Genomic DNA, 13,072 nt, shown 5'->3' on the forward strand with positions numbered 1-13,072 from the left:
AGGACCACCTCCTCGACCGGGCGGCGGGAGGTGCTCCCCCTGCGCACCTCAGTCCCCGGCGAGCGCCAGCGCGGCGGCGCCGTCCGGGGGCACGCCGGGCTCCACCGCGGCGGGGGTCACGGTGACGGGGACCATCTTGGACGAGGGGGTGTTGCTCCCCCGCGCGGTCATCCCCACCGGCACCAGGACGTTGGCCTCCGGGAAGTACGCCGCCGCGCTCCCGCGGGGGACGTCGTACGCCACCGCCCGGAAGGCGCGGGCCACCCGCTCCCGCCCGTCGGCGGCGCGGGAGCGCAGGTCCACGCGGCCGCCGGGGCGCACCCCGCGCTCGGCGATGTCGTCCGGGTGCATGAACACCACGTCGCGCTCGCCGGAGATGCCGCGGTAGCGGTCGTCCAGGCCGTAGATGGTGGTGTTGTACTGGTCGTGCGAGCGGATGGTGAAGAGCCGCAGCTCCCCCGGCTCCAGGCGCACGTCGGGGAGGGGGACCGCGACCAGCTCCGCCTTCCCGGTAGCGGTCTTCCACTCGCGGTGCGCGGCGGGGTGGCGCAGCACGAAGCCGCCCGGCTCGCGCACCCGCCGGTTGTAGTCGTCGAAGCCGGGGATGGTGCGCTCCACGGCGTCGCGGATGCGGTCGTAGTCGGCGGCCAGGGCGTCCCAGTCCACGGAGGGGACCGGGTCCAGCGCGGCCTTCGCCAGCCCCGCGACGATGGCGGGCTCGCTCCGCAGGTGGGGCGACGCGGGGGCGTTCCGGCCGCGCGAGGGGTGGACCACGCTCATGGAGTCCTCCACCGTCACGAGCTGCGGCCCGGAGGCCTGCACGTCCAGCTCCGTGCGCCCCAGGCAGGGCCAGATCATCGTCTCCCGCCCGGCCACCAGGTGCGTCCGGTTCAGCTTGGTGGTGACGTGCACCGCCAGCTCCACCCGCCCCAGCGCCTCCGCGGTGGTCTCCGTGTCGGGCGAGGCCTGCAGGAAGTTGCCGCCCATGGCCATGAAGAAGCGGACCCGCCCCTCGTTCATGGCGTGGATGCAGCCCACCACGTCCAGCCCCGGCTCGCGCGGCGGCGCGAAGCCGAAGACGCGCTCCAGCGCGTCCAGGAGCTCCGCGGGCGGGGCGAAGTGGATCCCCATGGTGCGGTCGCCCTGCACGTTGCTGTGGCCGCGCACCGGGCACGGCCCCGCCCCCGGCCGGCCGATGTTCCCCCGGAGCAGCAGCAGGTTGGAGCAGGCGACGACGTTGTCCACCGCGTTCTCGTGCTGCGTGAGCCCCATCGCCCAGCAGACGATGGTGGCGCGCGAGCGGACGTACACCTCCGAGGCGCGGCGGATCTCCTCCTCCGTGAGCCCGCACTGCGCCTGGATGTCCTCCCAGCGGGTGGCGCGGAGGTCGGCGACCAGCTCGTCCAGCCCGACGGTGTGGGCGCGGAGGAAGCCGTGGTCCAGCACGCGGCCGGGGTTGCGGTCCTCGGCTTCCAGCACGTGCTTCATGATCCCCTTGAGCACCGCCACGTCGGAGCCGGGGAGGGGCTGCAGGTACACGGTGGAGATGGGGCTGCCGGAGCCCAGCAGCGTGGCGGCCACGTCCTGCGGGTGGATGAATGCCTCCAGCCCGCGCTCCCGCAGCGGGTTGATGCTGACGATCTCCGCCCCGCGCCGCCGCGCCTCCTGCAGCGCGGTGAGCATCCGCGGGTGGTTGGTCCCCGGGTTCTGGCCGATGACGAAGACGGCCTCGGCCTTCTCGAAGTCGGCGAGCTGCACCGCCCCCTTCCCCAGCCCGATGGTGCGCTTCAGCGCGACGCCGCTGGACTCGTGGCAGAGGTTGGAGCAGTCCGGGAAGTTGTTGGTCCCGTACATCCGCCCGAAGAGCTGGTACAGGAACGCCGCCTCGTTGCTGGTGCGGCCGGAGGTGTAGAAGGCCGCCTGGTCGGGGTCGTCGAGGGAGCGGAGGAACTGGCCCGCGCGCGCGAACGCATCCTCCCACGAGATGGCCTCGAAGCGGTCGCTCCCGGCGCGGCGGATCACCGGGTGGGTGACGCGCCCCTGCTGCTCCAGCCAGTAGTCGCTCTGCGCGCGCAGCTCGGCGACGGTGTGGCGCGCGAAGAACTCCGGCGTCACCCGCTTCCCCGTGGCCTCGGCGGCGATGGCCTTCGCGCCGTTCTCGCAGAACTCCGCCCACGAGCGCTCCCGCGGCTCCGGCCAGGCGCACCCGGGGCAGTCGATGCCGTCCACCTGGTTGAGGACGCGCAGCGCGTTGAGCCCGGGGACGAGCGCCTTCTCGTGCGCCAGGTGCCGCATGGAGCTCGCGACGGCCGGGAGGCCGCCGGCGGGCTTGCCGGTGCGCGGGGCTTCGGGGCGGGAGGGGTTGCGATCGGGCATCGGGGACCTCGGGAGTGGCGGCTAAGGCGTTGACCCGAAAGGTCGTTCCGGCGGCCCCGGCTGGCAACCCCGGCGCCGCCGTCGCGCGGTCAGCTCCCCGAGGGCGGGAGCACCTGCGAGAGCACCGCGACGAAGTGGCAGACGCTCCCGCCCAGCACGAACAGGTGCCAGATGGCGTGCGAGTAGCGGATGCGGCGGTTGAGGTAGAAGTAGGTGCCGGCCGTGTAGGTGAGCCCGCCCGCCACCAGCCATAGCACCGTGGACGGCTCCAGGGCGCGCAGCATGGGCCCGGTCGCCACCACGACCAGCCACCCCATCGCGAGATAGATGAAGGTGGAGAGGCGCCGGAAGCGCCCGGTGCAGAAGAGCTTGAACACCACCCCGGCCGCCGCGAGCCCCCACACGACCCCGAAGAGCGACCACCCCCACGCGCCGCGCAGCACGCCCAGCGTGAAGGGCGTGTAGGTGCCGGCGATCAGCACGTAGATGGCGCAGTGGTCGAACACCTGCAGCCGGGCGCGCGCGATCCGGTGCCGCACCGCGTGGTACAGCGTGGAGGCGGTGTAGAGCAGCACCAGCGAGCCGCAGAACACGGACGCCCCCACCACCTGCCAGGCGTCGCCGTAGAGCGCCGCCAGGGTGACGAGCACCGCGCCTCCCGCCGCGCTGGCGACCACGCCGAGCCCGTGGGTGAGCGCGCTGGCGACCTCTTCCCGCACGTCGATCACTTCGTCCATCGTACCACCCTCCTGCCAGGTTCCATCTCCGCGGCTACCCCACGTCCAGGAAGCGCCGGGCCACGCGGACGTAGCGCAGGTCCTGCTCCTCGTCCGGGAGCGCCTCGGCCTCCCGGAGGAGCCGCCGGACGTGCGGACGCAGCCGGGGCTCGCCCCAGCGGTAGCCGGTGGCCGCCTCGGCGCTCGGCGTGTTCGCGTCGCGCGCCGCCTCGACGAGCGCGCGCGCGGCCGCGGCGTCGAAGCCGGGATCGTCCCGCGGCGGGAGCCCGAACAGCCCCGGCGGGACGTGGTCCCCGGCGTCTTCCTTCACGAAGGCTCGCGACATCTCTGCTGCTCCGGATCCGGGCCCGTCGGCCGAGCCTCACCCGCCCCGCAAGACCCCTGCCTCTCCTGCTGGATCGCCGACCCTCTGCGGGATACCAGGACCGGTCGGGCCCCGGATCGGAATCCAGGCGGTGGCGTTTACGATGGCGGTGTGGCCGTCACCGGCGGGTGCGCTTCGCCTTCTTCCGCACGCGATCCATCAGGGCCTCCGGGTGCCGATCCGCCACTTCCAGCAGGGCGAGCGCCATGCCGTCGGGCTGCCGCTTGTCCTGCTCCCACGCCTTCACCGTGTCCGGACTCGCGTTCAGGACGCGTGCGAAGACGTTCTGGGAGACGCCCATCCCCTCCCTGATCCGCCGGATCTTGGCGCCCGTGTAGGCCTGTGGGGGACGCACGTCGGCTTCCCGAGCCGTCACGGTCCGGCGCACCCGGCGGGCGGGCTCCGCCTCCCCACGGACGACCTGATGGACCTCTCGGAGCCCCTGGATCAGAAGATCCCCGAAGTTCTCCTCCGTGACCTCGATGCGGTCCTCGTTCTCGCCGGCCATCCTGGCTCTCCTTTCTCCTCGTCCTACCTCTTGCGCTTCCTGCGCGGCCACTCCTCCGCCCTGATCCTCGCCACCTCGTCCCGAACGATCTTCTTCTGCTCCGAGGTAAGGTTGCCCTGCACGTTCTTGGGAAATGCGAGCATGAAGAAGACTGAGGCCCACTTCTCGACGTACAGGTACGCCACCCGCGCGCTCCCACTCTTGCCGTGTCCCTCCTGTGCGGCGCGAATCTTCCGCACACCCCCAGTGCCTTCCATGACATCGCCGCGCGTGGGACGCTCCAGCAGCTCGTCCTCCACAGCCCTGACCTCTTCGTCAGTCAGCACGCCCTTGCGGGTGCGCTCGAAAAGATCAATGTAGACGAACTCGAGATAGCGGGTCTCAGGGATCGCGTTCACGATACGTAACTGTAGTACTGAGTACCCTGAATCGTCAATGCGTCTGCATCCAGGGGAACGGAGGGGCAGCGAGCTGCCGCGCAGGGCGGGCCCGGCAGCGTTTCGGCGCCGGACCGCGGCGCGGCGGCGCACCAGCTCGCCGTCCGGCGTGTCGTAGTAGACGTCGCGCAGGCGGAGCTCCCCGCGGCCCACCAGCCGGTATACCCCCAGCGAGTCCAGCGCCACGACTGATTCCACCACCACCCGCGGGCGCCCGGACACGGACGATCAGCTTGGTCTCGACCTCGCGCCCCTCGTCCGCCCCCGCTTTCCCCGCCGCGCTCACGGGAAGATCCTCCGGTACCCGCCCGCCACCAGCGCCGACACGTCCGCCAGGATGCGCGCCAGCGCCAGCCCGCCCGGGTGGGCGAGGTAGCGGGGCTCCCACACCGGGTGGAACTTCTCCTTGTAGGCGCGCAGCCCCTGGAAGTTGTAGAGGGCGCCGCCCTGCTGATAGAGGAAGTGGCCCAGGCGCGTCCAGGCCGGCGCCACGGCGGAGACCTCCAGCCCCGAGAGCGGCGCCATCCCCAGGCTGAAGCGGCGGTATCCCTGCTCCTTCCCCCAGAGCATGAGCTGGAGGAAGATGGCCTCCATCACGTCCTTCTGCGCCGACGCCCGGTAGCGCATCAGGTCCACCGACAGCTCCTCCCCCCCCGGCCCGGGCCACACCGACGCGAAGGCCGTGATGCGGCCCTCCTCGGCCACCACGGCGACGGGGAAGCGCGACAGCGTGCCCGCGTCGAAGAACCCCAGCGAGAACCCCTTCTCCGAGACGTCCTTGCTCCGCAGCCACTCGTCCGACACGGAGCGCAGCTCCGGGAGCAGGGCGGGCACCTCCTCCGGTGGAACGATGCGGAACTCCGCGCCGCTGCGGGCGAAGCGGTTCAGGACCAGCCGGAAGGGCTTGCTCGCGGCGCCCTCCAGCGAGAAGGCGTCCAGCGGTACGTACGCCTCCTCGCCCAGCTTGGCGAAGGTGAGGCCGAAGTCCGCGTACAGGTGCAGGCGGTCGCGCGTGACCTGGTAGAACACCGGGTCGCCGCCGAAGTCGTCGCAGCGCCCCAGGAAGGCACGGATCACCTCCGGCGCGCCGGAGGGCGGCCCCACCGGGTCGCCCATGGCCACCCAGCTCTTCCCCTGCACCGCGTACATGAGGAAGGTGTCGCGCGCCTCGTTGAAGAGGAGGGTCTTGTCGCGCAGGTAGGCCAGGTAGGGGACAGTGGACCGCTGCCGCGCGATGACCGCCTCCGCCGCCGCCAGCTCCTCGTCCGTGGGGAGCACCACCTCCGCGGGCGCCGGCCGGAGGAGCCGCATCACGCCGAAGGCGAGGACCGCCATCGTGGCGCCCACCGAGGCGCGCAGGAAGCGCGGCGCGCTCCGGTCCGCCGCGAACTCCCACCACAGGTCGTCCGTGTACTCCAGGTGCTCGTAGGCGAAGAATCCCAGCCAGACGGAGGCCCCGATCACCGCGAGCACCGCCACGATCCACCCGGGGGAGAAGCGCGCCGCGAAGAAGGCGGCCTTGCGGTCGAACTCCGCGCGGCTGGGGACCAGCGCCGCCAGGACCAGCGCCAGGAGGAGCGCCTCCTCGTAGTCCGCCCCCTTGAGCAGCGACGCCGCGATCCCCACCGCCAGCCCCGCCGCCGCGAAGTAGTAGGAGGCATCCAGCCGCCGCGCGATCCCGTGGGAGGCCACCAGGAGCCCCACCCCGACGACGCTCGCCAGGAAGTGCGAAGCCTCCGTGATCGCCAGCGGGACGAAGCCGCCCAGCCAGGTGATGCGCCCCTGCGCCGTGGGCGTGGCGCCGGAGAAGAGGAGGAGCGCCCCCGACAGGAAGGTGAAGACGGAGAGCACCTTGGGGGCGAGCTGACGGGTGAGCGCCCCGAATGCGCCCCCCAGCCGGGCCAGGTGCTGCCGCCGCTGCCGGACCTCGTCCGCCACCAGGATGACGAGCGCCGCCGCCAGCGGGATCAGGTAGTAGAAGACGCGGTAGAGAACCAGCGCCGAGAGGATCTGCTCCGCCGGCAGGTGCGGGCGGAGGAGGAGCATCATGGTCCCCTCGAACACCCCCAGCCCGCCGGGGACCTGGCTGAGGAGCCCCAGGATCTGCCCGGCCAGGAAGGCGCTCAGCAGCTCGCCGAAGGAGAGCTCGCTGGGGGGGAGGAGGAAGTAGAAGATCCCCGTCGCCAGCGCCCAGTCCGCCATGGAGAGCACGAACTGCCCCGCCACCAGCCGGGGCGGGGGGAAGGGGATGGTGAGCGGCCCCAGGCGCAGCGGCGCCCGGTGCAGCGCCGCCGCCGCCGCGTACCCCGCCGCCAGGAGGAGGAGGAGCACCCCGATGGGGCGGACCAGCGCGCTCCCGGGGAGCTGCATGAGCCCGGGGTGCGGGTCGAAGGCCAGGCTCCACCCGCCGAGCACCAGCAGCCCCAGCCAGAAGGTGCCGAAGTAGAAGAGGACGACCTGCGACAGCTCCCCCGAGGTGAGCCCCCACCGGGAGTAGAAGCGGTAGCGCACCGAGGTGCCGGAGATCAGCGCGAACCCCACGCTGTTGCTGACGGCGTACCCGGTGAACGAAGCCAGCGCCACCTTCCACCCGTGCACCCGCTTGCCGATGTACTCGAAGGCGAGCAGGTCGAAGCCGGTGAGGATGGCGTAGTTGAGGGCGGTGACCAGGAGGGCGAGGAGGACGCGCAGCGGCGGCAGGGCGCGGAGCGACGCCACCACCTCGCGGTAGCGGACCTCGCGCAGCTCCTCGTTGAGCACCCACACCGCGGCCACCAGGAGCGCCGCCCCGACCGCCGGGGACACCCATCGCCAGCGCCGCTCCGGCTGGGAGACTGCCGCTGGAACGCTCTCGGCTGCGATGCTCAAGTTCGAACGGATTCCGTCTGGACGGGAACGATCGGCGCGGGGCATGCGACCCCGGCTCGGACCCACCCCGGAGCGGCTGGCGGCGGGAAACCGTCCCGTGTACCCTCGTCTCCGGGAACTGATCCCGCGGGCACCCTCCACCACCCATACTCCGCCTATTTTACGGCACTTTCTGACACGAAACGGTGCACCATGCTGGTACACCCTCTCGTCCAACTGCACCATTCTGGTGCAGTTGTCCAGGGCCGGGGCGAGCGCCCCGAAACCCCCGAAGTGATTGGACAGCATGGCGTTAGGCTCCGGCGGCACGGGTCGGACCCGATGTTGCCGCGGCCGAGGGCAGTCGGCCGGCGACCGGCCGCGGACCCGTCCGGGACGGCCGCACCCCCTTCCACACGGGAAGGGGGACGCGGGCGCCCACCCAACCAAGGAGGCTGTACATGCGCCGCACGATCCCCCTGGCTGCGCTCGTCACCGCACTTGGTCTCGCCGCCTGCGACGAGGCTCCCACCCTGGCTCCGGAGGCTGCCGGGCCCAGCGCCGCGCAGTCCGAGAACGCGCCCATCTACCTGGTCACCTTCCGGGACGGGGTGGACGTGCAGAGCACGGCCGCGGAGATGGCGCGCAACGGCGGCTTCATGCTACGCTACGTGCGCCAGCACGCGGCACGCGGCTTCTCCGCCGTGATCCCGGCCGCGCACGTGGACGCCGTCCGGAACGACCCGCGCGTGGCGCTGGTGGAGAAGGACGGGCCCGTCTCGCTCATCCGGCCGGTGGAGGGGAACGCCCGCCCGGGCGGCGGCGGAGGCGGCGGGCAGACGACGCCCTGGGGGATCACCCGGATCGGCGGGGCCGGCGACGGCACCGGGAAGACGGCCTGGGTCATCGATTCCGGCATCGACCTCGCCCACGCCGACCTGAACACCAGCCGCAACTGCCACGTCCACTACGCCGGGCGCGACCCGAGCGACGGCAACGGGCACGGCACGCACGTGGCCGGCACCATCGCCGCCAAGAACAACGGGATCGACGTGGTGGGCGTGGCGGCCAACGCCTACGTCTGCTCGGTGCGCGTGCTCGGCAACAGCGGGAGCGGCACCTGGGAGGGCGTCGTCAACGGCGTCAACTTCGTGGCGGCCAACGGCGTCGCCGGCGAGGTGGCCAACATGAGCCTGGGCGGCAGCGGCTCCAACGCCACGCTGGAGAAGGCGGTCCTGGACGCGGCGGCCAAGGGGATCATCTTCACGATCGCGGCCGGGAACGACGGCGACGACGCGAGCAAGTACACCCCGGCCCGGGTCAACGGCCCGAACGTCTTCACCATCTCCGCGATCGGGACCAACGACTGCCTGACCTCCTGGTCCAACTACGGGCTGGGCGTGGACTTCGCGGCCCCGGGCGCGAGCATCCTCTCCACCCGCAAGGGCGGCGGCACCACCACCATGAGCGGCACCTCGATGGCCGCCCCGCACGCGGCCGGCGTCCTGCTCCTCGGCAAGGCCAACACGAGCGGCTTCGCCTGCGGCGACCCGGACGGCGTGCCGGATCCCATCATCCACCGGTGAGCCGGCAGGGTTCTGCCTGAGCTGAGATTGGAGAGCCGGGATCCTCGTGATGGGTCCCGGCTCTTTTCGTATGGCTGGACCGGCGGGGGTTGGGCGTGCCCCCGGCTTCGCCGGGGTCGGGCTGCGGCGCCGTAGAGCACGATACGACCGTGCTCAACGGCGGCGAGCCTCCGCAAACAGCCGCGGAGTCTCGCCCCTGACGGGCTCGCATCCCTCACGCGACCGGCGCTGGAGCGGCATTGTCCATGGGCGCGCGGGGCGATACAATCCCGTGGACGGTCCCCTCCCGCTGGCGTGCACGCCTCCTCCTCCCCGTTCCGTGGATTCAGCCCGCTATCTCGTGATCCTCAACCCCGCCGCGGGGCGGGGCGCCGCGGCGCGTGCGGGCAGCGCGATCGGCTCCGTGCTGAAAGCGGCCGGCGTCCGCCACCACGTCGTGCCCACGCAGGCGCGGGGGCATGCGACCGAGATCGCCCTGCGCGCGGCGGGCGAGGGGTGGACGGCGGTCGTGGCGGCCGGGGGCGACGGAACGGTGCACGAGGTGGCGAACGGGCTGCTCCGCGAGGCGGGGGACGGGCCCACCGTGCCGATGGGGATCGTCCCGGTGGGGAGCGGCAACGACTTCGCCAAGCTGGTGGGCGCCCCCACGGACGCCGCCGCCGCCACGCGCCGGCTCCTGCAGGCCACCCCGCGCCGGGTGGACGCGGGACGCGTGGGGGACCGCTTCTTCACCAACGGCGTGGGGATCGGGCTGGACGCGCGGGTGGGGATCGAGGCCGCGAAGGTCCGGCGCCTGCGCGGGATCGCCATCTACCTGTGGGCGCTGGCGCGGGTGCTCCCCCGCTTCCGCCCGCCCCGGATGCGGGTGGAGCTGGACGGAGTCCTGGTGGCGGACGGCCCGCTGACGCTGGTGACCGCGGCGAACGGCGGGTGCCACGGCGGGGGGTTCTGGATCTGCCCGGCGGCGCGGATCGACGACGGCGAGCTGGACGTGGCCGTCGCCGACGCGCTCGGCACGCTGGGGATCCTGGACCTCCTCCCCCGCGTGATGCGCGGGACGCACGTGGGACGGCCGAGGGTGCGGATGCTCCGCGCCCGCCGCATCCGCGTCACCAGCCCGGACCCGCTCCCCGTCCACGCCGATGGCGAGATCCTCTCGGAAGCCGCGCACGAGCTGGAGATCAAGGTGCTGCCGGGGAGGCTGACGGTGCTGGGATAGGAAGTGCGAGGTGCGAAGTGCGGGAGTCAGGCGCCCCCGCCGGGATATCCCGGTGGGGGCGTCGTGTCGTGCCCGCCTCTCGCCTGCAGGGTGGGGCCGGGGGAGGGGGCCGCCGTTGCGGGCCGTTTCCTATTCCCTAGCCCTCCACCATCCGCCCCTCGCGGATGAACACCATCCGGTCGCCCAGCCTCTCGGCCTCCTCGCGGTCGTGGGTGACGAAGACGAAGGGGATGCGCCAGGTGTCGTGGGCGGCCAGCACCTCGTCCTGCACGGCGCGGCGGGTGTCGGCATCCAGGGAGGAGAAGGGCTCGTCCAGCAGGAGCACGGCGGGGTCGCTCATCAGGGCGCGCGCGAGCGCCACCCGCTGCGCCTCGCCGCCGGAGAGCTCGGCGGGGTAGCGGCGCGCCAGGTGGGCGATGCGGAAGCGGGCGAGGAGGCGCTCCAGCCGCTCGCGCGCCTCCGCACCCTCCGCGCGGGCGCCGAAGAGCACGTTGGCGCGCACGTCCAGGTGCGGGAAGAGGGCCAGGTCCTGGAACACGAAGCCGCAGCGCCGCTCCCGCGGGGGGACCCACACGCGCCGCTCGCGGGAGACCAGCGTCCGCCCGTCCAGCACGATCTCCCCGGCGTCGGGGCGCTCCAGCCCGGCGACCAGCCGCAGCGTCATGGTCTTCCCCGCCCCGGAGGGGCCGAAGAGGACCAGCACCTCGTCGCGCACCGTGAAGTCCACCTCCAGGACGAAGTCCGGGAGCCGCTTCCGCGCCCGCACCTCAAGCACGCCGCCCGCCCTTCCGCCACCCCGGCACGCGCCGCCGGGTCCAGGCATTCAGCCCCACCACCATCGCCATGCTCGCCGCGCTGATGAGGAGCGCGTAGGCTCCGGCCGTCCGCATCTCCCCCGCATCGGCGGCGAAGTAGATCGCGAGCGGGACGGTGGTGGTCTCCCCCGGGATGTTGCCGGCCACCATCACCGTGGCCCCGAACTCCCCGAGCGCCCGCGCGAAGGCCAGCGTCGTCCCCGCCACCAGCCCCGGCCAGGCGAGCGGGAGGGTGACGGTGGCGAAGACGCGCGCCTCCCCCGCGCCCAGGGTGCGCGCGGCGTCCTCCAGCCGGCGGTCCACGGCCTGGAAGGCGGCCTTGGCGCTCATGTACATCAGCGGGAACGACACCACCGCCGCAGCGAGCACGGCGGCGTGCAGGGTGAAGACGAGCTGCACGCCGAAGGCGCGCTCCAGCAGCGCGCCGACGGGGCCGTTGCGCCCCAGGAGCACCAGGAGCAGGAAGCCCGTCACCACGGGCGGGAGGACCAGCGGGAGGACGAGGAGGCCGTCGAGCACGTCCTTGCCGGGGAAGTCGCGCCGGGTCATGGCGCGCGCCGCGAGCGTCCCGGCGGTCGCCACCAGCAGGAGCGAGGCGAGGGCGACGCGCAGCGAGAGGAGGACGGGCTGCCAGTCGAGCGTCACGGCGCGGGATCCGGCGGCGGGGGGAGGCGGAATCCGTGGCGGCGCAGCGCCTGGCGCGCCTCGGCGCCCAGGAGAAAGCGGGCGAGGGCGCGCGCCTCCCGCGGGCGCCGGGTGGAGCGGACGACGGCCAGCGGGTAGACGATGGGCCGGTGGCTCCCGGACGGCGCCTGCGCGACGACGCGGACGCCGTCGGAGTCGGCGCCGTCGGTGGCGTAGACGACGCCCGCGTCCACGTTGCCGGACTCCACGTAGGCGAGCACCTGCCGCACGTTCTGCGCGTACACGGCCTTCCCGCGCACCGCGTCGTACACCCCCAGCGACCCGAGGACCTGCACGGCGTACTCGCCCGCGGGGACGGAGGCGGGGGCGCCCAGCGCCACGCGGCGGGCGGCGGGGGTGGCGAGGTCCGCCCACCCCCGCACCTCCGAGTCGTCGCCCGCGGGGACCACCAGCACCAGCTCGTTCGCGGCGAAGGGGGCGCGCGTCTCCGGGTCGATCAGCCCCCGCGCGGCCAGGGCGTCCATCGGCCCCCCGGCGGCGGAGACGAAGACGTCCACCTGCGCGCCCTGCTCGATCTGCTGCCGGAGCGCGCCGGATGCGCCCAGGTTCACGCGGACCTCGGTGCCGGGGTGCTCCGCCTCGAAGCGGTCGGCCAGCTCGGCGAGGACCTCGTGGAGCGACGCGGCGGCAGAGAGGGTGAGCCGCACCGGTTCGCCCTCCCGCTCGGCGGGGCGCCCGCACCCCGCCGCGAGGGCGAGGACCGCGACCGCCGCGGCCGCGCGCAGCATCTTTCCGGGTGTGGGCATCGGATCGGGTGGCGGGTCGGACCGGGCGGAGACGCGCGGCGCAATCTAGCGGCGGGCGCGGAGGGGAGGAAAGCGGCGAGGGCGCCCCCGGTGCAGGGGCGCCCTCGCCGTGGTCGCGGGCAGTCAGGAACCGCCCGGCTTCCCGCCCTCCAGGCAGGCCAGGATCTCCGCGGACCGCATCCGTAGCTCGGTCCACGGCCCCCGCGCGAAGGGGAGCGTCGCGGACTCGATCTCCCGCAGCGCCCTGGTGCCCTCGGCGAAGAGCGCGCGGGCCGCCTCCAGCCACTCCTCGGGCGTCTGCGCGGCGGCCCCACGGGCGCGCCCCCGCTTCGGCGCGTCCGCCGATGCCGGCGTCTCCGCCCGCTCTGCGGCCGGCGCCGTTGCCTCCACGGCCGCCGTACGGCGAGGCGCGCGCGGGCGCTTCGGCCTCGGCGCGGGCTCCGCAGCGCTCTCGGGTGTGGGCGGGGTGGCAGCGTCAGTGGCGGGAGTGGGCTCCGCCGGGGGGGCGGGCTCCACGGCGGCCTCCGCCGTCGGCTTGCCACGGCTCCGGGAGCGCTTCGGGCGGGCCGCCGTCTTCGCCGCGGCTTCCTCCGTCGACGGCTCCGGGCGGGAGTCCTTCACCTCCCCGGGCGTCGCGGCGGCCGTCTCCACCGCCGCGCTCTCGCGCTTCTTCCGGGCGCGCTTCGGGCGGCTCGCCTTCGCCTCGGGCTGCTCGGCGGGTGCCTGCGGTGC

Annotated in this window: 12 protein-coding genes; 2 read left to right on the forward strand and 10 right to left on the reverse strand. The window is 73.6% G+C overall.

All coding sequences use genetic code 11. From position 1 onward, the window contains the following. Nucleotides 1-48: 48 nt before the first annotated feature. The 6 genes from VGR37_09505 to mprF all read right to left on the reverse strand — a co-directional run bounded on the left by VGR37_09505 (nt 49) and on the right by mprF (nt 7,290). A complete protein-coding gene (locus VGR37_09505) occupies nt 49-2,376 on the reverse strand; it encodes an FdhF/YdeP family oxidoreductase (protein ID HEV2147624.1) in 2,328 nt (775 codons plus the stop codon). An 89-nt stretch (nt 2,377-2,465) separates the two neighbouring features. Beyond that, a complete protein-coding gene (locus VGR37_09510; GenBank protein ID HEV2147625.1) occupies nt 2,466-3,113 on the reverse strand; it encodes a hemolysin III family protein in 648 nt (215 codons plus the stop codon). A 34-nt stretch (nt 3,114-3,147) separates the two neighbouring features. Then, entirely contained in the window at nt 3,148-3,438 is a 291-nt protein-coding gene (locus VGR37_09515; protein HEV2147626.1) for a hypothetical protein, read from the reverse strand. Between the two features lie 157 nt (nt 3,439-3,595). Beyond that, nucleotides 3,596-3,985, reverse strand: coding sequence for a helix-turn-helix domain-containing protein (locus VGR37_09520; GenBank protein ID HEV2147627.1), 390 nt, complete (start codon nt 3,983-3,985; stop codon nt 3,596-3,598). A gap of 23 nt (nt 3,986-4,008) precedes the next feature. Beyond that, on the reverse strand, nt 4,009-4,608 hold the full coding sequence (locus VGR37_09525) for a type II toxin-antitoxin system RelE/ParE family toxin (protein HEV2147628.1): 600 nt from the start codon (nt 4,606-4,608) through the stop codon (nt 4,009-4,011). Nucleotides 4,609-4,704: 96 nt separating this feature from the next. Then, on the reverse strand, nt 4,705-7,290 hold the full coding sequence (mprF, locus tag VGR37_09530; protein ID HEV2147629.1) for a bifunctional lysylphosphatidylglycerol flippase/synthetase MprF: 2,586 nt from the start codon (nt 7,288-7,290) through the stop codon (nt 4,705-4,707). Nucleotides 7,291-7,730: 440 nt separating this feature from the next. Between mprF and VGR37_09535 the strand changes: the two genes are divergently transcribed. Together VGR37_09535 and VGR37_09540 are read left to right on the forward strand one after the other, a co-directional pair. Beyond that, a complete protein-coding gene (locus VGR37_09535) occupies nt 7,731-8,855 on the forward strand; it encodes a S8 family serine peptidase (GenBank protein ID HEV2147630.1) in 1,125 nt (374 codons plus the stop codon). A 70-nt stretch (nt 8,856-8,925) separates the two neighbouring features. Then, complete coding sequence (locus tag VGR37_09540) at nt 8,926-10,074, forward strand: diacylglycerol kinase family protein (GenBank protein ID HEV2147631.1); 1,149 nt, start codon at nt 8,926-8,928, stop codon at nt 10,072-10,074. Between the two features lie 136 nt (nt 10,075-10,210). On the opposite strand, the gene VGR37_09545 is transcribed toward VGR37_09540, so the two are convergent. The 4 genes from VGR37_09545 to VGR37_09560 all read right to left on the reverse strand — a co-directional run. Then, nucleotides 10,211-10,849, reverse strand: coding sequence for an ATP-binding cassette domain-containing protein (locus VGR37_09545; protein ID HEV2147632.1), 639 nt, complete (start codon nt 10,847-10,849; stop codon nt 10,211-10,213). Next, nucleotides 10,842-11,534, reverse strand: a complete 693-nt coding sequence (gene modB, locus VGR37_09550) for a molybdate ABC transporter permease subunit (GenBank protein ID HEV2147633.1) — start codon at nt 11,532-11,534, stop codon at nt 10,842-10,844. Before modB ends, VGR37_09545 begins: the two co-directional genes overlap by 8 nt. Next, on the reverse strand, nt 11,531-12,340 hold the full coding sequence (gene modA, locus VGR37_09555) for a molybdate ABC transporter substrate-binding protein (protein HEV2147634.1): 810 nt from the start codon (nt 12,338-12,340) through the stop codon (nt 11,531-11,533). Before modA ends, modB begins: the two co-directional genes overlap by 4 nt. A 123-nt stretch (nt 12,341-12,463) precedes the next feature. Beyond that, the coding region (locus tag VGR37_09560; protein ID HEV2147635.1) for a hypothetical protein at nt 12,464-13,072 on the reverse strand (609 nt) is incomplete at its 5' end.

It is taken from the genome of Longimicrobiaceae bacterium (assembly GCA_035936415.1).
GTDB lineage: Bacteria > Gemmatimonadota > Gemmatimonadetes > Longimicrobiales > Longimicrobiaceae > JAFAYN01.